Below are 24,625 nucleotides of genomic sequence, written 5' to 3'. Positions count from 1 at the left end.
TCGGTCGCATCGCCCCACCATGGGCGATGCTGCACGAGACCGCCACGACACGATGGCTCGCAGCTGGAAGGCGTTACCTCACAATGCAGCTCGCGCTACGGCCTCGGTGGTATCGGCCCCTCGGGCGGTACCGGAGCGGGTGGAGGCGCGTCGAAATATCCAGGCGGCGGTGGCCCGTCCAGGGGGTAGTACCCCGGCGGAAGTGCGGGCCCGCCCTCGGTCGGCGGTGCGACCGGCGGACCGTTGGACTCCGGCGCGGTCAGCGATACGTATCCGGGAGGCAGTTGCGGCGCGGGCCCCGCACCCGGCGGCGGCGGAGCCACGCCGGGCGGTTGCCCCGGCGGCGTCCCCGTGAATCCGTACGGATCCTTGGCCTGGTTCCAGGCGTCCCGCAGGAAGCCGAGCGGTCCCGGGCTCGTGCCCTGCCCGTACTGCGGGTTCGGCATCTCCGGCACGGGTGGCGGGCCGACAGGCGGCGGGGCGGGTGGTGGCGCCGCCTCGTCGACGTCCACCGCAAAGGGCTGCCCCGGAGCAGGAGCGGGCTCGCCGGGAGCGCCCGGGACGGGCGGAGGCAATGGCGGCACAGGGTCGGCGCCGGCCGCGCCCGCTTGCAGCAGCGCAGAAAGGCCGAGCGCGGTGCCGGCCAGTGCAGCCTTGAGGCGGCGGTGTGCGGTCATGGGTAATGAGGCTAGCGTCTCGGCCCCGCGGGTGCGTGCGCGAGCCGAAAACTACGCTCAGCCTTGCCGGGAAAGCTCGCCGCGAGGATCGTGGTGGCAGTCGTACCGCGAATCGACCAGCCCTCGATCGTCCGGGAAGGACGCGCATATATGGAGAAGATCTCACTCACCGCACTGGCCCGAGAGCATTTGGAGACCGCTCGCGCGGCAAGCAGCGGCCGCAGCGCGCACACCGTCTACGGCGGCCATGAGCACAACCTGCGTCAGACGCTGATCGCGCTGACGGCGGGCAGCGTTCTGGATGATCACGAGAGCCCCGGCGAGGCGACTCTGCAGGTACTTCAGGGCCGGGTGCGGGTGACCAATTCGTCGGCGGGTTGGGACGGCACTCCCGGCGACCACATCATCCTTCCGCGCGAACGGCACGGCCTGAGCGCAACGGAGGATTCGGTGGTGCTACTGACCGTGTCCAAACCCGTTGGGAAACATATCTAAAGCAGTCAGGACCGGTGGCTCAACACGTTGACCACATTGCCGGACTCGTCGGCGAAGAAGAACCGGCGAACGCCCCACTCCTCGTCACTGAGCGGGTGGACGATCCGCAAGCCGAGGTCGACGGCGGCTCGGTAGGCGGCATCGACGTCGTCGACCTCAACGGAAACGGCCGGATTCGACGGTGCCGTCGCATCTTTGGTCATCAGGCTCAGCTGATGGCGGTGCCCGTCGTCGGCGAGCGTGACAATCCAGCCGTGGTTCATCACCTCGCGCAGCCCGAGTACCCGCACGTACGCGTCCCGCGTCGCCTCCAGGTCGGCGACCGTGAGCACGGGCATCACTCGGCGCACGGTCATATCGCGGGGCCGAGCAGGTCGTCGGCGTCCTTGATGATGTAGCCGTAGCCCTGCTCGGCGAGGAACCGCTGTCGGTGGGCGGCGTATTCGGCGTCGAGGCTGTCGCGTGAGACCACCGAGTAGAAGATCGCGCCGCCACCGTCGTGCTTGGGCCGCAGCAGCCGGCCCAGCCGCTGCGCTTCCTCCTGCCGGGATCCGAAGGTTCCCGAAACCTGCACGGCCACCGAGGCTTCCGGTAGGTCGATGGAGAAGTTCGCGACCTTGGACACCACCAGGGTGGAGATCTCGCCACGGCGGAACGAGTCGTACAGCGCCTCGCGTTCGGCGTTCTTCGTCGACCCTTGGATCACCGGGGCGTCGAGTTCCTCTCCGAGCTCCTCGAGCTGGTCGAGGTACGCGCCGATGACCAGCGTCTGCTCACCCTTGTGCTTCTCCAGGATCGACTTCACCACAGCGATTTTCGTGTGCACTGTCGAGCACAGCTTGTAGCGTTCGTCGGGTTCGGCGGTGGCGTAGAGCATGCGTTCGTTGTCGGTCATCGTCACCCGCACCTCGATGCATTCGGCGGGAGCGATCCAGCCCTGGGCCTCGATGTCCTTCCAGGGTGCGTCATAGCGCTTCGGCCCGATCAGTGAGAAGACGTCGCCCTCGCGGCCGTCCTCGCGGATCAGCGTGGCGGTCAGGCCCAGCCGTCGCCGCGACTGCAGGTCGGCCGTCATCCGGAACACCGGGGCGGGCAGCAGGTGCACCTCGTCGTAGATGATCAGGCCCCAGTCGCGGCTGTCGAACAACTCCAGATGCCGGTATTCGCCCTTGGTGCGACGGGTGATCACCTGATAGGTCGCGATGGTGACCGGCCGGATCTCCTTCTTCTCCCCGGAGTACTCGCCGATCTCATCCTCGGTCAGCGACGTGCGGTTGATCAGCTCGCGTTTCCACTGCCTACCGGCGACGGTGTTTGTCACCAGGATCAGCGTCGTGGCGCCCGCCTTGGCCATGGCGGCTGCGCCCACGAGGGTCTTGCCCGCGCCGCAGGGCAGCACGACGACGCCCGAGCCGCCCGCCCAAAACGACTCGGTGGCCATCTGCTGGTAGTCGCGCAGGTGCCAGTTCTCCTGGTCCAGCGCGATCGGATGCTTCTCGCCGTCGACGTAGCCGGCCAGATCCTCGGCGGGCCAGCCGATCTTGAGCAGCATCTGTTTTACTCGGCCGCGTTCGCTGTTGTGCACGATCACGGTGTCGTCGTCGAGGCGCGCGCCCAGCATCGGCGCGATCTTCTTGTTGCGCAGCACCTCTTCGAGCACCGCGCGGTCCAGGCTCACCAGCGTCAAACCGTGGGCCGGGTGCTTGACCAGCTGCAGGCGTCCGTAGCGGGCCATGGTGTCGACGATGTCGACCAGCAGGGGTTGCGGCACGGCGTAGCGGGAGAACGACACCAGCGCGTCGACGACCTGCTCGGCGTCGTGGCCCGCTGCGCGGGCGTTCCATAAGGCCAGCGGGGTGATCCGGTAGGTGTGGATGTGTTCGGGTGCGCGTTCGAGTTCGGCGAACGGGGCGATCGCGGCCCGCGCCGCACCCGCCAGCTCATGATCGACTTCGAGCAGCACGGTCTTGTCGGACTGCACGATCAGGGGTCCGTCGGTCATGCGCGATCCCGCTCAACTGCTCGCTCGCTGGTCATTCTGTCCATTATCCAGGGGCCGCGGACAGGCCACCCCCACGAGCGTGCGTAAACATCCACTGGCCTGCGGGAACGGGTGCGCGAGCTACCCAGGGTCGGCGGACACGACCGACGTGACGCGGTGGATGGCGAACTCGCGCACCCGTCCCGACGCGGGGTCGTAGGCGGTCAGCTGTCCGCCGCGGACGTTGATCGGAGCCACCACCCGCTGCGTCGCGACCCCTGCCGGGTCGACGTAGCCGATCACCACGGAGTGCTGGTGGTGGGCCGCCTCCTGCAACTCCGAAATCGCGACGGCCGGATCCAGTCGCAGGCCCGACGGGGGCGCGGACGCCACCTTGCGCAGCACCGCGACGATCGCGCCGAGCGTCTGGCTCGTCGGGGTCGGCGCGGACCGGTAGACGCGGCGTCGCCCCGGCGGTGCGGGCACACGGGCACCATGGGCGCGAATGTCGACGATCGCGCCGGTCGAATCCTCGGCGGCGGGTGCGAAGCCGGCCGCGCGCAGGGCGGTCAGCACGTCGGAGATCGGCGCTTGCGACACGGCGACCGTCGGGGCCAGCAGGCGCATCTCCAACGGCTCGGTAGCAGGCGCCGCGACCGCCTGCGCCAGCAGCGCCGGGTCCTCGCAGCGCACGAACGACGCGGCCATCCCGACACGCAACTGGCCATGCCTACGGGCCACGTCGTCGATCAGATACGTCAGCCCTTGCGGTACAGGGGTTTTCGAATGACGTTTGAAGAACGCATGCAGCTCGCCAGCGGTCCGTCCGGTGTCAAGAGCGCGCCGGATGGACGCCTCGCTGACGCGGTACACCATCGCCGCGCCCGCCGACTCCACGCTGGCTACCGCCGACAACTGCTCGGCCAGGTCGCGCTCCAACGGGCCGGGCACGACGACCGTCAAGTCGGCCTGCAGCAGGAAGTGATCGATCGGTGCGGGCAGCACCTTGTCCATCGCCTTGACGACGTCGTCGGCCAGCGCGCCGGCCAGCAGGGCGCGCGCCGGGGTGGCGATCGCGCCGCGGCCCACCATGCCGAGAATGTGGGCTTCGGTCAGCAGGTCGTCGATCGGGCCGGGTTGCAGGCGCACCGACCACCGCGGCCTGCGCCACACCATCGCGCGCGACGCCTCGGTGGCGTTGACACCCGCGCCGGGCGGCAGGTCGGCCAGCACTTCGAGAAGCAACCGGCGATCCAGCGGCGCGGCGGTCGAGAACAGCGAATCCGAAAGCGCCGCATACGGTTTGTTGTCCGGTCCGCGGGTGCCGATGAGGCTGGGCCTGGCAGGCAGGTCAAGCCAGGTCGACGCGAGCAGTCCCCATTTGGCCGCCGTCTGGGACTCGACGAACCGGTCGGCGGCCACGGTCGGCGCCCAGTACGGACCCGATCCGTCGGCGGGTTCGGGCTCGGGTATGCCTGCCGCGATCAGTGCCGCCGCCGACGCGATCTCCAGGACCAGGCCCAGCCGACGCTCGTCGATGCCGGTGACCTTGGTGAGCCGTTTCACGTCGCGGACCCCCAGCCCGCCGCTGCGCAGCTCGGGAACCGGTGCGGCGCCGAGCGTTTCGAGTACCAGCTCGACTTCGCGCAGCAGGTCGATCGCGGCGCCCGCGGCAACGGCGTCGACATCGGCGGCCGTCGTCTTCGATACGACCGGATCAGGCTTCGTCAGGTGCACCGGCCCGGGTAGGTCGCCGCGCAGCACCTGGCCGACGAGCCGCGGCAGGATCACCGTCTCGGCGTCGACCTGGCGCAACAGGCCCGCCGCCAGCAGCCGCTGCACGGGGCGGTCCGACGGTGTCCCCGGTGCGGCGTCGCGGGTGCGCCCCACCGGCGATCCCTCGATCAGCTTCTGCAGCAATTCGCGCTGGCCTTCGTCCAGCGTGTCGAGTCGGGCCGCGATGTCGTCGGGCGCGGTGTCTTCGACCGTGGCCTGCCCGGGATACCAGGGCAGACCCGAGGCGGCTTCGGCGACTACCCGGATCGCCGTGTTGTCTTCGCCGCCCCACACCAGCGCACGCTCGCGGAGGCTGTCCACAGCCGCGGCGATACCGGTTTCGTCGGCCCGGTCGCCGAGCAGTTCGACGAGCTTGGTCAGCGGAACCGCCGTGGTGTCGGCGTGCAGCACCAGCAGCGCGTCGAGGACCGCGAGCCGCAGATAGTCCAGGTCGTCGGTGGCCGCCTTGACCGACTGCCGCGACTGGGCGCGCGCCGCCAGCGCCGCGATGCTGCCCGGCGGCGGTTGCGTCAGGTCGGGCCGCAGCTCCAGCAGCCGGATCAGCCGCTCGTCGTCCAGCTCGGCCAACCAGGCGCCCAGCGGGACGCCCGGAATGTGTTCGGTCATTGCTGACCAGCGTAAAGCAGCCCGCCGGTGTCGCATGTGCCCGCGGCGCCTGCCACAATGTTGACGTGGCAAACGACAAGCAGCAGAAGAAGCGCTACGTCGACCCGGGTTGGCCCGCCGTCGACGGCGAGGACGACCACCCGGTCAGTGAATTGGCCGCCGACCGCACCGGCGCGCTGTCGCCGTTCGGCGACCTGACCTTCCCGCTGCCGGCCGACGAGCTTCCGTACCTCCACTCCAGCACGGTCATCAACAAGTAGTGGCTGACGCGGGGCCCGACCTTCCCGCCTCCGGCGGGGCCAGCCTCTCCCACCTCGATGAGTCGGGCGCGGCGCACATGGTCGACGTGACCGCCAAGGACCCGTCCAAGCGCACCGCCGTCGCGGCGGGCACCCTGCACACCAGCGCCCACGTCGTCGCGCTCATCACCTCGAACGGGCTGCCGAAGGGCGACGCGCTCGCCACCGCGCGAGTGGCGGGCATCCTGGCCGCCAAACGCACGAGCGACCTGATTCCGCTGTGCCACCAATTGGCCTTGACCGGAGTCGACGTCGACTTCGTCGTCGGCGACGAGGCGATCGAGGTCACCGCCACCGTGCGCACCACCGACCGCACCGGCGTCGAGATGGAGGCGCTGACGGCGGTCAGCGTCGCCACGCTGACGCTCTACGACATGATCAAGGCCGTGGACCCCGCCGCGCGCATCGATGACATCCGGGTACTGCGCAAAGAAGGCGGCAAGACGGGAACGTGGACGAGATGACGCGCGAGGGCCGGGTCATCATCGCCTCCACCCGCGCGGCGTCGGGTGTGTACGAGGACCGCTGCGGGCCGATCGTCGTCGACTGGTTGCGTGCTCGCGGCATCAGCGCACCCGACCCTGTCGTGGTTGCCGACGGCGATGAAGTCGGGGACGCGCTGCGCGCCGCGCTGGCCGAAAACGTCGACGTCGCAATCACTTCCGGCGGTACGGGGATATCGCCCACCGACGCCACACCCGAAGTCACCCAGGCGCTGCTCGACTACCAGATCCCCGGCCTCGCCGACGCCATCAGGCGTTCCGGGCTGCCGAAGGTCCCGACGTCGGTGCTGTCGCGGGGCGTGTGCGGCGTCGCGGGCCGCACCCTGATCGTCAACCTGCCGGGCTCGCCCGGCGGCGTCAAGGACGGTCTCGGCGTGCTCGACGACGTGCTAGAGCACGCGCTGGACCAACTCGGCGGAAAGGACCACGCGCGATGACGGCCGTGCTGCGCGCTGAACTCACCGAACAACCCATCGAACTGGCCGCGCACGAGGCGCTGGTCGCCCACGAGGCCGCGGGCGCCGTGGTGGGCTTCGCCGGCGTCGTCCGTGACCACGACGGCGGCCGATCGGTCACGCGGCTCGAATACTCCGCGCACCCGTCGGCGCAGCAGACCCTGGCCGACGTGGCCGCCGAGATCGCGGCGTCGTGCCACGGCGTGCGGGCCATCGCGGTCAGTCACCGCATCGGCACCCTGCACATCGGCGACGCGGCGCTGGTGGCCGCGGTGGCCGCCGACCACCGCGGCGCGGCGTTCGACACGTGCGAACGGCTGGTCGACATGGTCAAGGAGCGACTGCCGGTGTGGAAACACCAGTTCTTCGGCGACGGATCGCAGGAGTGGGTCGGATCCGCCTGACCCGCCCGCGAGTAACTAAGCGGGCGGCAGCGGAACGGCGGGCGCCGGAGGCGGCACCGGCGCACCGGGCGGCGGCGGCACTGGGGCGCCGGGCGGCGGCGGCACTGGGGCGCCGGGCAGGTTCGGCGCCGCTCCGCCCGGGACGTCCGGCGTCGACAGCGGACGCTGGGTGAGCGCAAGCAGCGCGTCCTTGCCGGTGATGTCCTGCGTCTGGATCGCGTGCCAGATCTCCTTGAGATAGGAGACGTTCGGGCTCTCCCCAGCGACCTGTGCACGGTCGATGGTCGTGCCCTCCGGCAGGTTCTCCGGGCTGGCCAGGTGCGGAACCTCGGCCGGCAGCGGCAGCTCACCGGAGACGGCTTGGTTCGCGGCATCGAACGCCGGCTGCGGGATGTTGACGGCGTTGATCGGCGCCAGCGGACCGGGCGCGGGTGCCGCGACTACCCCCGGCGCGGGCGGTGCCGGGGGAGCCGGTGGAACCGGAGGGAGCGGCGGCGCAGGCTGAAGTGGCGCGTCGGCGTGCAGAGCCCATAACTGCGGCTGCTCGCCGGGGGCGGCCTCCTCGGCGACGTCCCAGTCCGCGACGGGAGCGACGGTCTCGGGAGCCGGCGGGGGCGCAGGCACGGGGGCGGGCAGCGGGGCCGCCATCGCGTCGAAGGGTGCCGGAGCCGGGGGTGGTGGCGGCGCAGGCAGCGGTGCGGGCGGCGGCGGCGGCGGGGCCGCAGGCAGCGGGGCCGACATTGCGTCGACCGGCGCGGGGGGTGCCGGGGGTGGTGGCGGCGCGAGCGGATCGGCCGGAGGAGGCGGCGGGGCCGGGGCGGCCAGCGCATCGAACGGCGCGGGCGGCGGTGGCGGCGGGGGAGCGAAGGGGTTCAACGGCGGCGGCGGCGGAGGCGGCAGCAGGTTGTTGACCGCTTCGACGGCGTCGTCGATCACGTTGCGCGGGGTGTGCCCGGAGAGCGGGCCGCCGCAGGACGGCCAAGCGCCCTTGCCCTGGCCGGCGAGCACGCGCTCGGCGACCGCGATCTGCTCTTCCTTGGTGGCCATGTGCGCGGCGGGTGCGTACTCGCCGCCCCCGTGACCCGTCCACGTGCTGGGCGAGAACTGGAGTCCGCCCTGATAGCCGTTGCCGGTGTTGATGGCCCAGTTGCCGCCCGATTCGCAGCTGGCGACCTGATCCCATTCGCCGTCGGTGGCCGCGCCCGCCTGCCCGGCGAGGGCGAGGCTGCCGGTGCCGATGACAGCGCCGGTGAAGGCGATCTTGGCGACGTTCTTGGCCGATGTAGTGGGCTTGCGATGCCGTCCACTCATAGGTGCGTGTGTTTCCTCTCGTCGGCGCCCGCGAGGTCAGCTGTCGGGTTCGGGTCAGAGAGGTCACCCGGCCGGCGCTTTGCGTCGGCTTCACCCCAAGGAGCCGCAAGCGGCTCCAGGTCCATCTGTGTTCGGTGGACCGGTGGGTCCCCCGCCTCCATCCAAATTGGTTCGTCTTCCCGCGCACTGACGGATGGAGCTCGGCGCTGTCAGGCACGGCGGGCCAAGCGATTACGCGTCGATGGCCTGGGAATGAACCGTAACGGCTCTCGACGGGTGCGTCATCTCTTGCTGCCCCCGGCGTTTCCGGTGGCGGCAAATAATAATGGGCCTCTAAACCCGCAGGAGTTCCGGGCGTTTTCGCTGGTGTACCCGGTGCTCTACCTGGTCGTAGCCAGCTTGTGACCGTTTCGTTATGTGACGTAAATCACGGTTATCCGCCGGCGAATGGCGGAAGAACGTCGATCGTCTGAGCGTTTTGCACCGGCGCGTCCTGGTCACGCACCGCGATGCCGTCGCACAGAAATGAGCAGCGCCTCAACACATTCGCGAGTTGTGCGTCGCGCTGACCGAGTTGACCGACCAGATCGGCCACCGTCGTCCCCGGGACGACGGCCACCATCTCCTCGTCGATTCCTGCCGCGGCCCGCGCCGCCGCGAAGTACCGCACCGTCACTTTCGCCGACATTCAGCCGCCGATCGCGCTCATCGGGCGGTCGGGCTGGACGAAGCCGGGGTCGTTGATGCCGTGGCCTGCCGCTTTGGCCCACATCGCGGCCCGCCACGCGGCTTCGATCGCGTCGTCGTCGGCTCCGGTGCGCATCAGCCGGCGCAGATCGGTCTCCTGCCGCGCGAAGAGGCAGTTGCGGATCTGGCCGTCGGCGGTGAGGCGGGTGCGGTCACACGCCGCGCAGAACGCCTTGGACACCGACGCGATGATGCCGACGGTGCCGCGACCGCCGTCGACCTGCCACAACTGCGCGGGCGCCGAGCCACGGGGCGCAGGATCGGGCTCAAGGTCGAAATGCCGCTGCAGCGTCGCGAGCACGTCGTCGGCGCCCAGCGCCCGTCCGCGTTGCCATTGGTGGCTGGCGTCGAGCGGCATCTGCTCGATGATGCGCAATTGGTATCCGTGGTCGAGGCAGAACCGCAGCAGACCGACGGCGTCGTCGAGGCCGGTGGTCGGGTCGAGCACGGCATTGACCTTGACCGGATCGAGGCCTGCGGCCTTGGCGCCCTCCAGTCCGGCCAGCACATCGGCCAGCCGGTCGCGCCGGGTGATGCGGGCGAAGCGCGCGGCGTCGACGGTGTCCAGTGACACGTTGATGCGGTCCAACCCGGCGCGCTTGAGCTTCGCGGCCCGTCTGGCGAGTCCGATCCCGTTGGTGGTCAACGTGATTTCGGGGCGCGGCGCCAGCGACGCGGTGAGGGCCACCACGTCTTCGAGGTGCTTGGCCACCAGCGGCTCGCCGCCGGTGAACCGCACACTGGTGATGCCGAGTTTGGTGACGCCGATGCGCAGCAGCCGGGCCAGTTCATCAGGTCGCAGCAGATCGTCGCCGGGCAGCCAGTCGAGTCCCTCGGCGGGCATGCAGTAGGTGCAACGCAGGTTGCACCGGTCGGTCAGCGAGACCCGTAGGTCGGTGGCGATCCGGCCGAACGTGTCGATCAGCGGACCGTCGGCCGGGGCGGGGTCGGCGGGGCCCAGCGAGGGCACTCCGAGGTTGATGACGGTCATGCGGCGACTCGCGCGGAGTTGAACTCGTCGGCCGGAACGATTTCCTTGCCCAGCGGCACGAGCGAGACCGGTATGAGCTTGAGGTTGGCCAGCGCCAGCGGAATGCCGATGATGGTGACGGCCATGGCAACCGCGGTGAGGACGTGGCCGATCGCCAGCCAGATGCCGGCGACGAGGACCCAGATGACATTGCCGACGAGCGCGCCCGGCCGCGGGCCCGGCTTCTCGACGATGGTGCGGCCGAACGGCCACAGCGCGTACGACGCGATGCGCAGCGAGGCGAATCCGAACGGGATCGTGATGATCAGGACGAAACAGATGAGCGCGGCAAGGAGGTAGCCCAGCGCCAGCCAGAGGCCGCCGAAGATCAACCAGATGATGTTCAGTATTAGGCGCATGGCTCCTCCGACGGTTGCCCCAGCCTACCGAGTAAAGCGGGTGCTGGTCTGTGAGGCGTCCGAGTAAGATCAGCTGCACGCGTCCCGGCGCAATCGGGACGCTTTCCTTATGTGAGTACGAGACGAGCGGGTGAGACCAGTGCCGACCGGCCGGGTTAAGTGGTACGACGCCGAGAAGGGCTTCGGCTTTCTGTCGCAAGAGGAAGGCGAGGACGTCTACGTGCGGTCCTCAGCGCTGCCCGCAGGCGTCGAGGGCCTCAAGGCCGGGCAGCGTGTCGAGTTCGGCATGGCCGCGGGCCGTCGCGGCCCGCAGGCGTTGAGTCTGAAGATCCTCGACTCGCCGCCGAGCCTCACCCGGACCCGTCGTGAGGCCGCCGCAGCCGAGCACAAGCACACGCCCGACGAGTTGCACGGCATGGTCGAGGACATGATCACCCTGCTGGAAGGCGTCGTGCAGCCGGAGTTGCGCAAGGGTCGCTATCCGGACCGCAAGGTCGCCCGGCGGGTGTCGGAAGTGGTGCGGGCCGTCGCGAGCGAGCTCGACGCCTAGCTCCTCTTCAGCGCCCGCGAACGTTCCTTACCGCTTGAAGATCCGCCGAGATTTCGAGCGGTAAGGAACGTTCGGCGGGGAACAATGGGGTCATGAGTTATGTCGCCAGCGGTGGCGAGTTCGACCGCGACACCGACTACATCACCACCCGCATCACCGCCGACGGCCGTGACGGCTATCCGGTCGAGCCGGGGCGCTACCGCCTGGTCGTCGCGCGGGCGTGCCCGTGGGCCAACCGCACCATCATCGTGCGCAGGCTGCTTGGACTCGAGGGCGTTCTCTCCATTGGCTTTTGCGGTCCCACCCACGACGAGGACAGCTGGACCTTCGACCTGGATCCCGGCGGCGTGGACCCGGTACTGAAGATCCCGCGACTCAAGGACGCATTCCTGAAACGGTTCCCGGACTACGAGAAGGGCATCACGGTGCCCGCGATCGTCGACGAGCCGACGGGCCAGGTCGTGACCAATGACTTCGCTCAGATCACGCTCGATTTCTCCACCGAGTGGACCGACCACCACCGCGACGGCGCACCGCAGCTGTATCCGCAGGAACTGCGCGACGAGATCGACGAGGTGGCGCAGCGCATCTACACCGAGGTGAACAACGGCGTGTACCGCTGCGGTTTCGCCGGCTCGCAGGCCGCCTACGACAAGGCGCATGACCGGCTGTTCAGGGCGTTGGACTGGCTGTCCGACCGGCTCGAGAACCAGCGGTACCTGGTCGGGGACACCATCACCGAGGCCGACGTGCGGTTGTTCACGACGTTGGCCCGCTTCGACCCTGTCTATCACGGGCATTTCAAGTGCAACCGCCAGAAGCTGTCGGAGATGCCGGTGCTATGGGCGTACGCGCGAGACCTGTTCCAGACGCCCGGCTTCGGCGACACCGTCGACTTCGTCCAGATCAAGCAGCACTACTACATCGTGCACACGGACATCAACCCGACGCAGATCGTCCCGAAGGGGCCGGATCTGGCGAACTGGCTCACCGCGCACGATCGGGAACAGTTGGGCGGCAAGCCCTTCGGTGACGGGACACCCCCGGGGTCGACGCGCGAGGGTGAGCGGGTTCCCGCCGAGCACGCGGCCTAAGACCACACCGTCCGCACCGACCACTCGGCGTGCGGCGCGGGCACCTCTTCGCCGTCCAGTCGGATCAACGTCGGCAGCAACACCGCGATGCCGTTCAGCTTGCCCCGGCGCGGATCGACCGTCGGGATGGTCACCGCGAGCCTGCTGTCGGGCCGGAACTCCTCGAGCACATCGGAATCGTCGTACTGCCGCAACAGAACCCACGGCGCCTTGCCGATCGCCTCGGGCACCGACAGCTGAACCGGCTCCCGCTCGGACACCGGCAGCTCGCCCTGCTGTTCGAACACGGTGCACTCCGTCGGGTTCAGCACGTTGCAGTATCGATACGGTCCAACTCTTGCCGACAGTCCGCGTGAATACGCGCTGATCTCCGGGTACTCCGACTCGTGGGAGCCGCTCATCCGCCAGATCAGCACGCCTGTCGCCGTGGTCGCGATGACGACGACAGCAACCAGTGCGGCAATGAGGCGCTTCACTCCGGGACCGCCGCCGAGTCGGCCAGGCCGCCCTCCTGCTCGGCCAACACCGGCCGGTTGCCGCCGAAGCCGGGAATCAGCGACTCGCCGCGGTAGCTCACCACCGTCTGCGCCAACCCGAGAATCAGCACCGCGGTGACCGTCGTGAAGCCCACCCACAGCTCGGTGTAGATCAGCACGCCGATCGCTCCGCCGGTCACCCAAGCCAACTGCAGCAACGACTCTGAGCGTCCGAAGGCCGACGCGCGCGACTCCTCGGGCAGGTCGTCCTGCAGCGAGGCGTCCAGCGAGGCCTTGCCGATCGCGGCCGCCCCCGACGTCAGCAGCGTGGCCACCGCGGCCACCAACAGGTTGCCGGTGACGGCCGTGGCCAGCGCCCCCAGCGTCACGACGATCGTGCACCGCACCACCAACTGCGCCGGATGGCCGAGCCGCAGCCGCGCGCTGGTGAAGTTGCCCGCGAAGTTACCGATCGCCGCCGCGGCGCCGATCAGGCCGAGAATGCGCAGCTGCTCCCATCCGCTGGCGTCGTGCGACTTCGCGACGAAGGCCGGGTAGAGGAACAGGAAACCGACCATCACCTTGATCGTGCAGTTGCCCCACAGGGCGGTGATCGTGTTGCGCCCCATCGGTTGTCGCGCGTCCTTCGACGGCGGCTGCTCGGGGTAGCGGCGCAACTCGCCGGTGCGGCCGTGGTAGGACAGGGTGGCGGGCACTTCGCCCTCGGTCACCTCGACCCACTTCGGGATCCGCATCGCCAGCGCAGCGCCCGCCACCGACACCGCGACGACGACGTACAGCGCACCCGGCATGTGCAGCAGTCCGAACAGGTACTCGGCGGCTGCGGCGAGTCCGCCGCCGACCATGGTTCCGCCCAGCAGGCCGAACGTGGTCAGCCGCGAGTTGACCCGCACCAGATCGATCGTCGGTGGCAGCACGCGCGGGGTCACCGCACTGCGCAGCACGCTGAATGACTTGGACAGCACCATCATTCCCAACGCGCAGGGGTAGAGCACCCACGATTGGAAGCTGCCCGTGGCGCTGTCGTAGTTGGCGATCAGTACCACCACCAACAACGTGCGCAGCATGAACGACGCTGCCAGGGCGACGCGGCGACCGTGCTGCAGGCGGTCAAGGGCCGGGCCGATCAGCGGGGCGATCACGGCGAACGGCGCGATCGTGATCAGCAGGTACAGCGCGACCTTGCCCTTGCTCTCGCCGCTGGCCGCGGCGAAGAACAGGGTGTTGGCCAGTGCGACGGCCATCGCCGCGTCCACGGCGAAGTTGGCGACCACCGGCCACGTCAGCGCGGTCAGACCCGATTTGTCGGCTCCGTCGGCGGTCGCGGCGCGATGTACGAGGCCGTACATCTTCGATCCCATCTCGCGACTGCGTTGGGCGGCCGCCCTCGTGACGGTGACTCGTTCGCCCGTGCCGGTTCGGACCGACCGCGGCGGCGGGTCGGTCGAGAACTCGCGGGCAGGCTCGTCGAGCGGCGGCAGCCAGCGGTTGGCGCTCGGCGATGGCCCGGAGCGTCGGGGCCGCCGGTAGGTGCCGTCGCTGGGGTAGTTCGCCATGCCGGGGTGCTCATCGCCGGGGTCGGCGGGCGGGCGAGGCGGGTAATACCGCGGGTCGCGCCGACCCGTCGGGTCGTGCTCACGCCGCGATCCGGTCACAGTTCGATTCTCCCCCATCGCAGCGGCTGTCGACGTGCAGGCGACCGGTGTGGCTAGTCGTTCGCCGCTCAGGCAAAATTAGTGGCAATGGACAGCATGACCGATTCCGCCGAGCCTGGCGCCGCGGACCCCGCCGAGCGTCCAGACCTTGAGGCGGTGCTGCTCAGCGCCGTCGCGGACGCGCGCGCGGCGATCGTCGAGCACAGTGGCGAGGACACGGTCGGCGAGTACCTGGGCGCCAGTTTCGACGACCCCACCGCGGCGACGCACCGATTCCTCGCCGACATGCCCGGCTACCGGGGCTGGCAGTGGGCCGTCGTCATGGCCGCGTTTCCCGGTGCCGATCACGCCACGATCAGCGAGGTCGTGCTGGTACCGGGTCCGACGGCGTTGCTCGCGCCCCAGTGGGTGCCCTGGCACGAGCGGATCAGGCCCGGCGACCTGAGTCCCGGCGATTTGCTCGCTCCGGCCGCCGACGATCCACGCCTGGTTCCCGGCTTCATGGCCAGCGGCGACCCGCAGATCGACGACGTCGCCGTCGAACTCGGTCTGGGCCGCAAGCAGGTGCTCAGCCCGTGGGGTCGCAGCGAGGCCGCACAGCGATGGCACGACGGCGAGCACGGTCCCGGCTCGGCGATGGCGCGCTCCACCCGTCGGGTGTGCCGCGACTGCGGGTTCTACCTTCCACTCGCGGGCTCACTGGGGACGATGTTCGGGGTGTGCGCCAACGAGCTGTCCGCAGACGGTCAGGTCGTCGAGTCCGAATACGGTTGCGGCGCACACTCGGACACTCCGGCGCCGGCAGGCACCGGGTCACCGCTCTACGACCCGTATGACGATGGTGTGCTCGATACGACCGAGCCTGCGGACTAGCTCTCCGCGGCGGCCTTGATTCGCGCCAGGGACTGATTCATCCCCTCGACGAGCTCCTGCTCGAAGCTCGGCACGCCACCCATGAACCTGTTGACGGCCATATTCGACACCGGCTTCACGCCGTTCTCGGCGTGTCGGGTCTCGGTCAGCCGAGTCCCGGAGTCGGTCGGTTCCAGTTCATAGCTCCAGATCGTCCCGTTCTCGTTGACCCGGAATGACAGCTTTTTCTCCGGGACGAACTCGGTGATGCGACTGGTCGTCGGCCAGACCAGCAGTCCGCGGCGGTTGACGTTCACGGTGCGGGCGCCCTGGCGGACCGGGCCCAGTGTCCTCATCATCCGGCACTGCGGACTCCACTGCGGCATCCGGCGCACGTCGGCGACCAGCGCCCATACCTTCTCGACCGGTGCATTGATGTCGATCTGCGCGTGCAGCAGCGGAGCTGCCATGGCGACCCTCCTCGGCCTGTCGTCGAAATTCAGTCCAGCCCACTCTGTGCGCCGCGAGATCCGCTGCGCACGGCGTGACGCTGCCACAGATAGATCGCGGTGCCAAGAACGCCGACCCCGAGACCGGCCACCGTGTACGGACGCCACGGGTGCAGGTCGGCGACCGTGAACGCCAGCGCCGCGGCGACGGCCCACCCCACGGCGATCACCACGATCACCGGCCACGGCTTGCGCACGCCGGCCGGCAGGTCGGGCGGTTGCGGGGACATCGGGGACATCGGGGACATCGGTGTCAACGTAGCCGATGACGTGCGCGTCATAATCGCACGGTGTGGAAGACATGCTAGGTATTCTTTGCCTCGTGAAAGATGCCGACGGCCGTTTGGCCAGCGACCTTTCGCTCGCAGTGATCCGTCTGGCTCGCCAATTACGGTTCAGACGCCCGGATTCCCCCGTTTCGCTGTCGCAGTTGTCGGCGTTGTCGACCCTCGCCAAGGAGGGCGCGATGACGCCGGGCGCGTTAGCCATGCGGGAGCGGGTCCGGCCGCCGTCGATGACGCGGGTGATCGCGTCGCTGGCCGAACTCGGCCTGGTCGATCGCGTCGCTCATCCCGGTGACGGGCGTCAGGTGCTGGTGTCGGTGTCGCCCGCCGGCGCGGACCTGATCGAGGCCGAACGTCGCGCCAGCCAGGAGTGGTTGATGCTGCGGTTGGCCCGGCTCGACCCGGACCAGCGCAGGACGCTACTGGCGGCGGCGGATCTGATGACGGCCATCGTCGAAGAAAGCGCGTGAGCGTCAACGTCATCGACGTCGACGACCCCGCCGACCCGCGGCTGGACGACTTCCGCGACCTCAACAGCGTCGACCGCAGGCCCGATCTGCCGACCGGCAAGGGGCTCGTGATCGCCGAAGGGGTGCTGGTCGTCCAACGCATGCTGGCGTCGCGGTTCACCCCGCGGGCACTGCTGGGCACCGATCGGCGACTGGGCGAGCTGGCGTCCGACCTGGATTCCGTTGCCGCGCCCTACTATCGCGCGCATCCCGAGGTGATGGCCGAGGTCGTGGGGTTCCACCTCAACCGCGGCGTACTGGCATCGGCATCCCGCCCGCAGGAGCTCACGGTCGTTCAGGTGCTCGACGGAGCGCGCACCATCGCGGTGCTCGAGGGTGTGAACGACCACGAGAATCTCGGCTCGATCTTCCGCAATGCGGCCGGTCTCGGCGTCGACGCCATCGTGTTCGGCACCGGCTGCGCCGACCCGCTGTACCGCCGCGCGGTGCGGGTGTCGATGGGCCATGCACTCCTGGTCCCTTACGCATGGGCGCAGTCGTGGCCGGACGATCTGGAATTGGTGCGCGACAACGGCTTTCATTTGCTCGCGATGACTCCGGATCCCGCAGCGCAAACGCTGGCCGAGGCGATGTCGTCGATCACCGACGACAAGGTGGCCGTGCTGGTGGGCGCCGAGGGACCCGGACTGACCGAGCGGACCATGCGCGCGAGCGATCTGCGGGTGCGCATCCCGATGTCACGCGGCACCGACTCGCTCAACGTCGCGACGGCCGCCGCCCTGGCCTTCTACGATCGAATGAGATCGGCGCCGTGACAAAGGAGGAGCGTCATGCCGCTACAGATTCGGGAGGCCACGGCCGAGGACGCAGCAGAATGCGGGCGCATCTGTCATGACGCCTTCGCGGCCATCGCTGAGCGCCACGGGTTTCCGCCTGATTTCCCGTCGGTCGACGCCGCGACGGGGGCGTTGTCCGGATTGATCGCGCACCCCGGCTTCTACGGAGTGGTCGCCGAGGATGGCGGACGAATCATCGGAAGCAACTTTCTGGACGAACGGTCGATGATCTTCGGGCTGGGCCCGATCACCGTCGACCCTGCCGCTCAGGATCACCGGGTTGGGCTCGCGCTGATGAACGCGATGCTCGACCGAAGCGCAGACCTGCGGACACCCGGCGTTCGGTTGTTGCAGTCGGCGTATCACAACCGGTCGATGAGCCTCTACGCCAAGCTCGGATTCGATGTCCGCGAACCCTTTGCGACGATGCAGGGAGCGCCCTTGGCGCATCAGCTCCCGGGATATCACGTTCGCGCGGCGACCGACGCGGACGTCGAGGTGTGCGACGCCCTGTGTCGCCGTGTCCACGGCCACGATCGCAGTGGTGAAGTCCGCGACGCCATCATGCAAGGCACTGCGCGAGTGGTCGAACGGCTCGGCAGGATAACGGGGTACACGACCGGGTTGGGTTTCATGGCCCACTCCGTCGCCGAGACGAACGATGATCTCTACGCCCTCATCGGCGCCGCAGAATCGTTCGACGGCCCAGGGTTTCTTGTGCCCATGCGCAATACCGACCTGGTGCGGTGGTGCCTCGCGAACGGGCTGCGTGTGGTCCACATGATGAACCTGATGACCACCGGCCTTTACCAAGAGCCCCGCGGCGCGTTCCTCGCCTCAGTGCTGTACTGACGGCGATGGGCCCGCGTTAGGCTCGGCTCGTGACCGACGACTCCACGCCATGGGCGATGGGCCTGACGGTTGCCGGGTTCGTCGCCGCTGTGACCGCAGCCGCGGTGGTGGTGCTGGGCCTTGGACTGGTGCGCGTACACCCCCTGCTCGCAGTCGGACTCAACCTGGTGGCCGTCGGCGGACTGGCGCCGACCGTGTGGGGTTGGCGCAAGCTGCCCGTCTGGCGATGGTTCGTCTACGGCTCTGCGGTCGGCGTCGCGGGTGCGTGGGCGGCACTGCTGGCCATTGTCGCTGGGGGGTAGAGGTATTCAGGCGATCATGGCTTCGGCGAACCGCGCCCGCCAGTGGCCGAGGTCGTCGACGCCCAGGATGCGCAGCACCACCTGATCGGCGCCCGCCGCGTGGTACTCCGCGACGCGCGCGGCAATCGCATCGACGGATCCCCACGCCGTGACGCCGTCGAGCAGGCGGTCGCTCACTGCGTCGATGTCGGACTCGGAGAACCCGAGCCGCAGGAGGTTTCGCCGGTAGCCGCCGACTTTGGTCAGGAAACCCAGCGGCTCGGCCGCGGCCCGCCGCGCAGCCTCCCGGTCCTCGACAGGGATGACCATCAGCAAGACCGCCAGGAGACGGTCGGCACCGAGCACCGCGCGCGCATCCATCACATAGGACGGCGTCACGAGAAACGGATACGCGCCGGCGGCGCGCTCGCGGGCCAGCGCCATCATTCGCGGGCCCAGCGCGGCGAGGACCCGACTGCCCGCGGGCACACCCGCGGCGTCGAGCTCATCGAGGTAGGTGCTCACGGTGGCAAGGGGATGCGCATCGCGCGCGCCGCCCAATCCGACGATGAAGCGTCCCTGCGGCAGCGCCCGGAACGTGGCCGCGACTTCGGCGGCGGGCACGACGGAGACCGGGATGATGCCGGTGGCGACGGGAACGGCCATGGTGGCGCGCACCGCGGCGGTGAGCATCGGCAGATTGCCCGACCGCCAGAGCGTGGCGTAGCCGAGCTCTTCGGCGTGGCGCGCCTCGTCGGCCACGACGGTGGCGTCATCGGTGTACGGATAGGCGCTTGCGAGGCCGATCGATCCGGGCGTGCTCATAGAGCCGCACGCTATGACCTCAACGAGGCTTCAGGTCAAGCGTTCAGCGCTGGCCACTCGAGCGAACGCCGAGCAGCACGTCTTCCCAGGCCGGCACCGCCGGCTTGCCTTTGGTTCTGCGCGCTCGCGGCTTCGCTGCCTCGGGTACTTCCTGCTGCGGCTCCGGTTCGGGCTCGGCGAGCGGCAGCTCTGGCTCGTCGGCGTCGCGTGCGAGCTGGGGGACGGCGGCAACCGGCCGCAGCGGGCGGGCGAAATCGGGGTCGATCAGCTCCGATGCCGCATCGTCGAACGCGGTGACGGTGCCGCCGTGCGCGCCGGGAGCGAACCGGAAGTGCGCCACGTTGTCGGACAGGCCGGCCTTCCAGGACAGCTGCACGGTCCAGCGGCCGTCTTCGTTGCGCCACGCGTCCCAGTTCGACGCGTCAGGGTCCAGACCGCGGGCGACCAGCGCCGTGGTGACCGTCTCCAGCAGGGTCAGCACCGACGGCCCGTCAGCCAGCACCGGGTGCGCCGCAGTTGCCAGTTCGGCTGCGCGTGAGCGCTCCAGCAGCACCGGGTGGGCGAAGCGCTCGACCCGCTCGATGTCGGCACCGGAGGCCGACGCGATCTGTTCGACCGATGCGCCCGAGCGAATTCTGGCTTGAATCTCTTTCGGACGCAGCACGCTTGGAACCTCGGCCTCTGATCGGGTTTTACTCTGACCGGTCTTCTCGCCGCTTACCGCGGCCCGTAACCGGTCGTCGGGCAGCAGCATGAACTTCTCTCCTGAGCCGGCGGCCTCGCAGATGATTCGTTTGCCGTCAACATCCAGTCCGACGACCCTGAGTTCTCGCATGCCGACCTCCTCCGAGCTTACGCGAAGCCCGATTAGACGGACCCTACTTCGTTATCCCGCCGTAACCCCGCAGACACGCCCCGGCAGGTCATCGATGAGCGCTCGCGCGAAGAGCACCGTCAGAGACGCTCGACCACCCAGTCGACGCACGCGGTCAGCGCGCTGACGTCATCAGGCTCCACTGCGGGGAACATTCCGATGCGCAGCTGGTTGCGGCCGAGTTTGCGGTAGGGCTCCGTATCGACGATGCCGTTCGCCCGAAGCGTCTTGGCGACGGCGCCGGCGTCGACGTCATCGGAGAAGTCGACCGTGCCGACGACCTGCGAGCGTAATTGCGCATCGGTGACGAACGGGGTCGCGTACGGCGAGGCCTCGGCCCACCCGTACAGACGCTGCGAGGAGTCCGCGGTGCGCTTGACCGCCCAGTCGAGTCCGCCGTTGTCCAGCATCCAGTCCAACTGGTCGGCAAACATGATCAACGTGCCCACCGCAGGCGTGTTGTACGTCTGATTCTTGGTGCTGTTGTCGATCGCTATCGGCAGCGACAGGAACTCCGGCACCCAGCGGCCCGAAGCGGCGATCGACTCGACGCGGGCCAGCGCCGCAGGCGAAAGGATCGCGACCCACAGCCCGCCGTCGCTGGCGAAATTCTTCTGCGGCGCGAAGTAGTAGGCATCGGTCTGCGTGATGTCCACCGGTAGGCCGCCCGCGGCCGACGTGGCATCGATCGCGATCAGCGCGTCGCCGGAGTCCTCCGGTCGTCGCACCGGAACCGCCACGCCCGTTGACGTTTCGTTGTGCGCCCAGCCGATGAGGTCCACCGACGGATCCGACTGGGGATTCGGCGCGCTGCCGGGGTCGGCCTTGACGACGACGGGGTCGCCGACGAACGGGTTCTTGGCCACCGCCGAGGCGAACTTCGCGCTGAACTCGCCGTAGGTCAGGTGCAGCGAGCGCTTGTCGATCAGGCCGAACGCGGCGGCGTCCCAGAACGCGGTGGTGCCGCCGTTGCCGAGAACCACTTCGTACCCGTCCGGCACCGAGAAGAGCTGACGCAGCCCGTCGCGGACCCGGCCGACGAGATTCTTGACCGGGGCCTGTCGGTGCGAGGTGCCGAAGACGTCGCCCGCGGCGGCCAATGCCTGCAACTGCTCGGGCCGGACCTTGGAGGGGCCGCAGCCGAAACGGCCGTCCTTGGGCTTGAGTTCGGCGGGGATGGTCAGCGGCGATGAGCCGCTCGCGCGAGGAGCATCAGCCTGAGCCATGCGGTCAAGAGTAGTGACCGGACTTCTGGTCTGTCTTTGCGGGAGGGGTCGGTGAAAAGGCCGAGAAATGGGCAAACGCCTGCTTGCTCACCACCTTGTGGGTGGATACTCAAGAGATCGGTCGGGGGACTGTTGTTCGAGCCCGACCGAGGGGCGCGTGGTGAGAGGTCGTTCGGTGTCGCCGTCGATCTGTGCGGCGGCCGCGGTCATCAGTGACTGCGGATTCACCGACGCGGAGTTCTCGGCGGCGGCAGATTGACGTCGGCGGGGGACTTCGGAAAGAAGTGAGCCTGTGACCACCGTCACATCAGGCTGCTGTCAGACCCGTGTGACACATCCGGGTAAGGGGTATTCCGGGTATGCGATACCTGCGGTACCGTGTTGGACAACGAAGGCGCACTTGTAAACCTCACAGGGGAGGTCTCGGAATGGCCCGCACACGCATGGTCAGGCGGTGGCGTCGCAATATGGATGTCAGCGACGACGCTCAATACGTAGACACGCTCACGACACTGTCCGAGGGGTCAGTGCGACGCAACTTCAATCCGTACACCGACATCGACTGGGATTCCCCGGAGTTCGCGGTGGTCGACAACGACGCGCGGTGGGTGCTGCCGTCGACCGATCCGCTGGGCCGCCATCCGTGGTATCAGGCCCAGCCGCTGGAGAAGCAGATCGCGATCGGCATGTGGCGCCAAGCCAATGTCGCCAAGGTCGGACTGCAGTTCGAGATCATCTTGATCCGCGGACTGACCAACTACGCGTTCTGGGTGCCCAACGGCTCTCCGGAATATCGGTACTGCCTGCACGAGTCGGTCGAAGAGTGCAACCACACGCTGATGTTCCAGGAGATGGTGAACCGCATCGGCGCGGACGTTCCCGGTATGCCGCGCATGTTGCGCTGGGTCGCTCCGTTGATCCCACTGGTGGCCGGACCGTTGCCGATCCCCTTCTTCTTCGGCGTGCTCGCCGGCGAGGAGCCGATTGACCACACGCAGAAGAACATCCTGCGTGAGGGCAAGGCGCTGCATCCGATCATGGAGCGGGTGATGGCGATTCACGTCGCCGAGGAGGCTCGGCACATCTCGTTCGCCCACGAGTATCTGCAGAAGCGGGTGCCGCATCTGAAGGCCAGACAACGGTTCTGGCTGTCGCTGTACGTGCCCGTGGTCATGCGGCGACTGTGCAAGGCGATCGTCGTACCGCCGAAAGCGTTCTGGAAAGAGTTCGACATTCCGCGGTCGGTGCGCAAGGAGCTGTTCTTCGGCTCGCCGGAGTCGAAGCAGTGGCTGCGCGACATGTTCGGCGACGTGCGGATGCTGTGCCACGAGACCGGCTTGATGAACCCGTTCGCCAAGCTCATGTGGCGACTGTGCCGGATCGACGGCCAGCCGAGCCGCTACCGCAGCGAGCCCGCCCGCCAGCACGTGGTGTCCGCCGCGTAGGCGCCTTCATGCCACATGTGATCACCCAGTCGTGTTGCAGCGACGGGTCCTGCGTCTACGCCTGTCCGGTGAACTGCATCCACCCGTCACCGGACGAACCGGGCTTCGCCACCGCGGAGATGCTCTACATCGACCCGGCGGCGTGCGTCGACTGCGGCGCATGCGTGTCGGCATGCCCGGTCGGCGCCATCGCGCCGGAGACCCGGTTGGACCCGCAACAACTGCCCTTCGTCGCGCTGAACGCCGCGTTCTACCCCGACCGCGCGCCCGACGAGAAGGTGCCGCCGACGTCGAAGCTGGCGCCGGTGATCGAGGCGCCGCGGGTCGACTCGCGTTCGGGTAGGCCGCTGACGGTGGCGGTCGTCGGCTCAGGCCCGGCGGCGATGTACGCCGCCGACGAACTGCTGACGCAGCGCGGGGTGCAGGTCAATGTCTTCGAAAAGCTGCCCACGCCATACGGTCTGGTGCGCGCCGGTGTCGCCCCCGACCACCAGAGCACAAAACGGGTCACCAGGCTGTTCGACAAAGTCACGCGGCTGCCGGGATTCACGTTCTACCTCAATGTGGACGTCGGAACAGACCTGACTCACGCCGACCTGCTGACCCACCATCACGCGGTGCTCTATGCCGTCGGAGCGCCCGACGATCGTCGACTCGACATCGAGGGCATGGACCTGCCCGGCACCGGCACCGCGACCGAGATGGTCGCATGGATCAACGGCCACCCGGACTTCAGCGACTTGTCGATCGAGCTGAGCCACGAGCGAGCGGTCATCATCGGCAACGGCAACGTAGCCCTCGACGTCGCACGCATTCTGACGACCGACCCGAACACGCTGGCGCGGACCGACATCGCCGATCACGCACTGGGCGCGCTGCGCGATTCGAAGGTCACCGAGGTGGTGATCGTCGCGCGTCGTGGTCCCGCGCAGTCGGCGTTCACGCTGCCCGAATTGATCGGACTGACATCGACGGGCGAGGTGGTGCTCGATGCGGCAGACCGCGACCTCGTTCTGCGTGACCTCGCCTCAGTCGAAGACGCGCTGACGCGCAACAAGCTGGAGGTCCTCAGCAAGCTCGGCGATGCGTCCGCCCCCGCGACCCGGCCTCGTATCCGCCTCACGTACGGGCTGACGCCGAGCCGTGTCATCGGCACCGAACGCGCCGAGGGTGTGGAATTCACCGTCACCGGCACCGACGAGGTGCGGGTGCTGCCGGCCGGGGCGGTGCTGACGTCAATTGGCTACCGCGGCAAGCCGATTCGCGACCTGCCGTTCGACGAGAATGCTGCGGTGGTGCCGAACGACGGCGGCCGGGTGGTCGACCCCGCGTCGGGGCATCCCGTGCGGGGCAGCTACGTCGCCGGCTGGATCAAGCGGGGACCGACCGGGTTCATCGGCACCAACAAGTCGTGCGCGGCGCAGACCGTGCGCAACCTCGTCGACGACTACAACGCCGGACTGCTCGACGATCCCGTCTCTAAGCCGGCCGCGCTCGAGCGACTCGTGCGCAGCAGGCGTCCCGACGTCGTCGACGCCGCGGGCTGGCAGGCCATCGATGCGGCCGAGGTTGCGCGCGGAGGGGAAGACCGGCCGCGTCGCAAGTTCACCGCCGTCGCCGACATGCTTGCCGCCGCGGCGGCGGCGCCTGCGCCGCCCCTGCGCGAACGCCTGCTCGCCGGACTGCGGCGCTAGCACTTTCGCCAAAGCCG

At 68.8% G+C, this 24,625-nt stretch carries 29 protein-coding genes and 1 riboswitch; of the genes, 14 read left to right on the top strand and 15 right to left on the bottom strand.

Features of this window, described 5'->3' with window-relative positions; genetic code table 11:
* Positions 1–95: 95 nt before the first annotated feature.
* The gene (locus N4S67_RS04050; protein WP_260991624.1) at positions 96–677 is read right to left on the bottom strand and encodes a hypothetical protein; all 582 of its coding nucleotides are present in this window, start codon (positions 675–677) and stop codon (positions 96–98) included.
* Positions 678–827: 150 nt separating this feature from the next.
* On the opposite strand from N4S67_RS04050, the gene N4S67_RS04045 reads away from it, so the two are divergent.
* Positions 828–1,172: a cupin domain-containing protein gene (locus N4S67_RS04045; protein ID WP_260992050.1), complete on the top strand. Its 345-nt coding sequence runs from the start codon at positions 828–830 to the stop codon at positions 1,170–1,172.
* 5 nt (positions 1,173–1,177) lie between these two features.
* On the opposite strand, the gene N4S67_RS04040 is transcribed toward N4S67_RS04045, so the two are convergent.
* The 3 genes from N4S67_RS04040 to N4S67_RS04030 all read right to left on the bottom strand — a co-directional run bounded on the left by N4S67_RS04040 (position 1,178) and on the right by N4S67_RS04030 (position 5,556).
* Complete coding sequence (locus N4S67_RS04040) at positions 1,178–1,528, bottom strand: VOC family protein (protein WP_260991623.1); 351 nt, start codon at positions 1,526–1,528, stop codon at positions 1,178–1,180.
* Entirely contained in the window at positions 1,525–3,174 is a 1,650-nt protein-coding gene (locus tag N4S67_RS04035) for a DNA repair helicase XPB (RefSeq protein WP_260991622.1), read from the bottom strand. Before N4S67_RS04035 ends, N4S67_RS04040 begins: the two co-directional genes overlap by 4 nt.
* Positions 3,175–3,294: 120 nt before the next feature.
* Positions 3,295–5,556, bottom strand: coding sequence for a helicase-associated domain-containing protein (locus N4S67_RS04030; protein ID WP_260991621.1), 2,262 nt, complete (start codon positions 5,554–5,556; stop codon positions 3,295–3,297).
* Between the two features lie 65 nt (positions 5,557–5,621).
* Between N4S67_RS04030 and N4S67_RS04025 the strand changes: the two genes are divergently transcribed.
* The 4 genes from N4S67_RS04025 to N4S67_RS04010 are packed head-to-tail and all read left to right on the top strand — an operon-like array spanning position 5,622 to position 7,217.
* A complete protein-coding gene (locus N4S67_RS04025) occupies positions 5,622–5,816 on the top strand; it encodes a hypothetical protein (protein ID WP_260991620.1) in 195 nt (64 codons plus the stop codon).
* Positions 5,816–6,319 (top strand): cyclic pyranopterin monophosphate synthase MoaC, encoded by a 504-nt coding sequence (gene moaC / locus N4S67_RS04020; RefSeq protein ID WP_260991619.1) that lies wholly within the window; start codon positions 5,816–5,818, stop codon positions 6,317–6,319. Before N4S67_RS04025 ends, moaC begins: the two co-directional genes overlap by 1 nt.
* Positions 6,316–6,795 carry a MogA/MoaB family molybdenum cofactor biosynthesis protein gene (locus N4S67_RS04015; RefSeq protein WP_260992049.1) on the top strand — a complete coding sequence of 160 codons (480 nt, stop codon included), beginning with the start codon at positions 6,316–6,318 and terminating at the stop codon, positions 6,793–6,795. Before moaC ends, N4S67_RS04015 begins: the two co-directional genes overlap by 4 nt.
* The gene (locus N4S67_RS04010) at positions 6,792–7,217 is read left to right on the top strand and encodes a molybdenum cofactor biosynthesis protein MoaE (protein ID WP_260991618.1); all 426 of its coding nucleotides are present in this window, start codon (positions 6,792–6,794) and stop codon (positions 7,215–7,217) included. The genes N4S67_RS04015 and N4S67_RS04010 overlap by 4 nt, the downstream gene beginning before the upstream one ends.
* Before the next feature lie 15 nt (positions 7,218–7,232).
* Here the strand turns inward: N4S67_RS04010 and N4S67_RS04005 are convergent, their stop codons facing one another.
* The 4 genes from N4S67_RS04005 to N4S67_RS03990 all read right to left on the bottom strand — a co-directional run bounded on the left by N4S67_RS04005 (position 7,233) and on the right by N4S67_RS03990 (position 10,664).
* Complete coding sequence (locus N4S67_RS04005; protein WP_260991617.1) at positions 7,233–8,528, bottom strand: transglycosylase family protein; 1,296 nt, start codon at positions 8,526–8,528, stop codon at positions 7,233–7,235.
* Between the two features lie 10 nt (positions 8,529–8,538).
* A riboswitch (cyclic di-AMP (ydaO/yuaA leader) is annotated at positions 8,539–8,710 on the bottom strand.
* A 251-nt stretch (positions 8,711–8,961) separates the two neighbouring features.
* Positions 8,962–9,216: a MoaD/ThiS family protein gene (locus N4S67_RS04000; protein WP_260991616.1), complete on the bottom strand. Its 255-nt coding sequence runs from the start codon at positions 9,214–9,216 to the stop codon at positions 8,962–8,964.
* The gene (gene moaA / locus N4S67_RS03995; RefSeq protein WP_260991615.1) at positions 9,217–10,266 is read right to left on the bottom strand and encodes a GTP 3',8-cyclase MoaA; all 1,050 of its coding nucleotides are present in this window, start codon (positions 10,264–10,266) and stop codon (positions 9,217–9,219) included.
* Complete coding sequence (locus N4S67_RS03990; RefSeq protein WP_260991614.1) at positions 10,263–10,664, bottom strand: YccF domain-containing protein; 402 nt, start codon at positions 10,662–10,664, stop codon at positions 10,263–10,265. Before N4S67_RS03990 ends, moaA begins: the two co-directional genes overlap by 4 nt.
* Positions 10,665–10,803: 139 nt before the next feature.
* Here N4S67_RS03990 and N4S67_RS03985 point away from each other — a divergent pair, with 139 nt between their 5' ends.
* Positions 10,804–11,214, top strand: a complete 411-nt coding sequence (locus tag N4S67_RS03985) for a cold-shock protein (RefSeq protein ID WP_260992048.1) — start codon at positions 10,804–10,806, stop codon at positions 11,212–11,214.
* Positions 11,215–11,306: 92 nt separating this feature from the next.
* Positions 11,307–12,308: a glutathione S-transferase family protein gene (locus tag N4S67_RS03980; protein ID WP_260991613.1), complete on the top strand. Its 1,002-nt coding sequence runs from the start codon at positions 11,307–11,309 to the stop codon at positions 12,306–12,308.
* On the opposite strand, the gene N4S67_RS03975 is transcribed toward N4S67_RS03980, so the two are convergent.
* Both N4S67_RS03975 and N4S67_RS03970 read right to left on the bottom strand, forming a co-directional pair.
* A complete protein-coding gene (locus tag N4S67_RS03975) occupies positions 12,305–12,784 on the bottom strand; it encodes a DUF2771 domain-containing protein (protein WP_260991612.1) in 480 nt (159 codons plus the stop codon). The two genes, N4S67_RS03980 and N4S67_RS03975, sit on opposite strands and share 4 nt — an antisense overlap.
* The gene (locus N4S67_RS03970) at positions 12,781–14,361 is read right to left on the bottom strand and encodes an MFS transporter (protein ID WP_260992047.1); all 1,581 of its coding nucleotides are present in this window, start codon (positions 14,359–14,361) and stop codon (positions 12,781–12,783) included. The genes N4S67_RS03975 and N4S67_RS03970 overlap by 4 nt, the downstream gene beginning before the upstream one ends.
* Positions 14,362–14,547: 186 nt before the next feature.
* Here N4S67_RS03970 and N4S67_RS03965 point away from each other — a divergent pair, with 186 nt between their 5' ends.
* A complete protein-coding gene (locus N4S67_RS03965; protein WP_260991611.1) occupies positions 14,548–15,333 on the top strand; it encodes a DUF3027 domain-containing protein in 786 nt (261 codons plus the stop codon).
* Here N4S67_RS03965 and N4S67_RS03960 read toward each other — a convergent pair.
* Positions 15,330–15,782, bottom strand: a complete 453-nt coding sequence (locus N4S67_RS03960; RefSeq protein WP_260991610.1) for an SRPBCC family protein — start codon at positions 15,780–15,782, stop codon at positions 15,330–15,332. The two genes, N4S67_RS03965 and N4S67_RS03960, sit on opposite strands and share 4 nt — an antisense overlap.
* A gap of 29 nt (positions 15,783–15,811) precedes the next feature.
* Complete coding sequence (locus N4S67_RS03955; RefSeq protein ID WP_260992046.1) at positions 15,812–16,051, bottom strand: DUF2530 domain-containing protein; 240 nt, start codon at positions 16,049–16,051, stop codon at positions 15,812–15,814.
* Positions 16,052–16,143: 92 nt separating this feature from the next.
* On the opposite strand from N4S67_RS03955, the gene N4S67_RS03950 reads away from it, so the two are divergent.
* Genes N4S67_RS03950 through N4S67_RS03935 form a run of 4 tightly spaced genes read left to right on the top strand, consistent with a single transcriptional unit; the run spans position 16,144 to position 18,565 of the window.
* Entirely contained in the window at positions 16,144–16,575 is a 432-nt protein-coding gene (locus tag N4S67_RS03950; RefSeq protein WP_260991609.1) for an Rv0880 family HTH-type transcriptional regulator, read from the top strand.
* Complete coding sequence (locus N4S67_RS03945) at positions 16,572–17,390, top strand: TrmH family RNA methyltransferase (RefSeq protein ID WP_260991608.1); 819 nt, start codon at positions 16,572–16,574, stop codon at positions 17,388–17,390. Before N4S67_RS03950 ends, N4S67_RS03945 begins: the two co-directional genes overlap by 4 nt.
* A 15-nt stretch (positions 17,391–17,405) precedes the next feature.
* A complete protein-coding gene (locus tag N4S67_RS03940; RefSeq protein ID WP_260991607.1) occupies positions 17,406–18,263 on the top strand; it encodes a GNAT family N-acetyltransferase in 858 nt (285 codons plus the stop codon).
* A 56-nt stretch (positions 18,264–18,319) separates the two neighbouring features.
* Complete coding sequence (locus tag N4S67_RS03935) at positions 18,320–18,565, top strand: DUF2537 domain-containing protein (RefSeq protein WP_260992045.1); 246 nt, start codon at positions 18,320–18,322, stop codon at positions 18,563–18,565.
* A gap of 6 nt (positions 18,566–18,571) precedes the next feature.
* On the opposite strand, the gene N4S67_RS03930 is transcribed toward N4S67_RS03935, so the two are convergent.
* The 3 genes from N4S67_RS03930 to serC all read right to left on the bottom strand — a co-directional run bounded on the left by N4S67_RS03930 (position 18,572) and on the right by serC (position 21,469).
* Entirely contained in the window at positions 18,572–19,369 is a 798-nt protein-coding gene (locus N4S67_RS03930; RefSeq protein WP_260991606.1) for a TIGR03620 family F420-dependent LLM class oxidoreductase, read from the bottom strand.
* A gap of 43 nt (positions 19,370–19,412) precedes the next feature.
* Positions 19,413–20,204 carry a septation protein SepH gene (gene sepH / locus N4S67_RS03925; protein WP_260991605.1) on the bottom strand — a complete coding sequence of 264 codons (792 nt, stop codon included), beginning with the start codon at positions 20,202–20,204 and terminating at the stop codon, positions 19,413–19,415.
* Between the two features lie 119 nt (positions 20,205–20,323).
* On the bottom strand, positions 20,324–21,469 hold the full coding sequence (gene serC / locus N4S67_RS03920; protein WP_260991604.1) for a phosphoserine transaminase: 1,146 nt from the start codon (positions 21,467–21,469) through the stop codon (positions 20,324–20,326).
* A 428-nt stretch (positions 21,470–21,897) separates the two neighbouring features.
* Between serC and N4S67_RS03915 the strand changes: the two genes are divergently transcribed.
* Together N4S67_RS03915 and N4S67_RS03910 are read left to right on the top strand one after the other, a co-directional pair.
* On the top strand, positions 21,898–22,914 hold the full coding sequence (locus tag N4S67_RS03915) for an AurF N-oxygenase family protein (protein ID WP_260991603.1): 1,017 nt from the start codon (positions 21,898–21,900) through the stop codon (positions 22,912–22,914).
* Positions 22,915–22,922: 8 nt separating this feature from the next.
* The gene (locus tag N4S67_RS03910) at positions 22,923–24,608 is read left to right on the top strand and encodes an FAD-dependent oxidoreductase (RefSeq protein ID WP_260991602.1); all 1,686 of its coding nucleotides are present in this window, start codon (positions 22,923–22,925) and stop codon (positions 24,606–24,608) included.
* Positions 24,609–24,625 lie beyond the last annotated feature (17 nt).

This window comes from Mycobacterium deserti, assembly GCF_025345615.1.
GTDB classification, from domain to species: domain Bacteria; phylum Actinomycetota; class Actinomycetes; order Mycobacteriales; family Mycobacteriaceae; genus Mycobacterium; species Mycobacterium deserti.
This window is presented reverse-complemented; position numbering and strand designations above follow the sequence as displayed.

Coding starts and splice junctions, on each gene's coding strand:
- moaA (WP_260991615.1), bottom strand. CDS start 10,266: ATGACCGTCATCAACCTCGGAGTGCCCTCGCTGGGCCCCGCCGACCCC.
- N4S67_RS03980 (WP_260991613.1), top strand. CDS start 11,307: ATGAGTTATGTCGCCAGCGGTGGCGAGTTCGACCGCGACACCGACTAC.
- N4S67_RS03915 (WP_260991603.1), top strand. CDS start 21,898: ATGGCCCGCACACGCATGGTCAGGCGGTGGCGTCGCAATATGGATGTC.
- N4S67_RS03940 (WP_260991607.1), top strand. CDS start 17,406: ATGCCGCTACAGATTCGGGAGGCCACGGCCGAGGACGCAGCAGAATGC.
- N4S67_RS03990 (WP_260991614.1), bottom strand. CDS start 10,664: ATGCGCCTAATACTGAACATCATCTGGTTGATCTTCGGCGGCCTCTGG.
- N4S67_RS04015 (WP_260992049.1), top strand. CDS start 6,316: ATGACGCGCGAGGGCCGGGTCATCATCGCCTCCACCCGCGCGGCGTCG.
- serC (WP_260991604.1), bottom strand. CDS start 21,469: ATGGCTCAGGCTGATGCTCCTCGCGCGAGCGGCTCATCGCCGCTGACC.
- N4S67_RS04035 (WP_260991622.1), bottom strand. CDS start 3,174: ATGACCGACGGACCCCTGATCGTGCAGTCCGACAAGACCGTGCTGCTC.
- N4S67_RS03955 (WP_260992046.1), bottom strand. CDS start 16,051: ATGTCCCCGCAACCGCCCGACCTGCCGGCCGGCGTGCGCAAGCCGTGG.
- N4S67_RS03935 (WP_260992045.1), top strand. CDS start 18,320: ATGGGCCTGACGGTTGCCGGGTTCGTCGCCGCTGTGACCGCAGCCGCG.
- N4S67_RS04005 (WP_260991617.1), bottom strand. CDS start 8,528: ATGAGTGGACGGCATCGCAAGCCCACTACATCGGCCAAGAACGTCGCC.
- N4S67_RS04030 (WP_260991621.1), bottom strand. CDS start 5,556: ATGACCGAACACATTCCGGGCGTCCCGCTGGGCGCCTGGTTGGCCGAG.
- N4S67_RS04040 (WP_260991623.1), bottom strand. CDS start 1,528: ATGACCGTGCGCCGAGTGATGCCCGTGCTCACGGTCGCCGACCTGGAG.
- N4S67_RS04045 (WP_260992050.1), top strand. CDS start 828: ATGGAGAAGATCTCACTCACCGCACTGGCCCGAGAGCATTTGGAGACC.
- N4S67_RS03960 (WP_260991610.1), bottom strand. CDS start 15,782: ATGGCAGCTCCGCTGCTGCACGCGCAGATCGACATCAATGCACCGGTC.
- N4S67_RS03965 (WP_260991611.1), top strand. CDS start 14,548: ATGGACAGCATGACCGATTCCGCCGAGCCTGGCGCCGCGGACCCCGCC.
- N4S67_RS04000 (WP_260991616.1), bottom strand. CDS start 9,216: ATGTCGGCGAAAGTGACGGTGCGGTACTTCGCGGCGGCGCGGGCCGCG.
- N4S67_RS03970 (WP_260992047.1), bottom strand. CDS start 14,361: ATGGCGAACTACCCCAGCGACGGCACCTACCGGCGGCCCCGACGCTCC.
- N4S67_RS03910 (WP_260991602.1), top strand. CDS start 22,923: ATGCCACATGTGATCACCCAGTCGTGTTGCAGCGACGGGTCCTGCGTC.
- N4S67_RS04050 (WP_260991624.1), bottom strand. CDS start 677: ATGACCGCACACCGCCGCCTCAAGGCTGCACTGGCCGGCACCGCGCTC.
- sepH (WP_260991605.1), bottom strand. CDS start 20,204: ATGCGAGAACTCAGGGTCGTCGGACTGGATGTTGACGGCAAACGAATC.
- N4S67_RS04010 (WP_260991618.1), top strand. CDS start 6,792: ATGACGGCCGTGCTGCGCGCTGAACTCACCGAACAACCCATCGAACTG.
- N4S67_RS03930 (WP_260991606.1), bottom strand. CDS start 19,369: ATGAGCACGCCCGGATCGATCGGCCTCGCAAGCGCCTATCCGTACACC.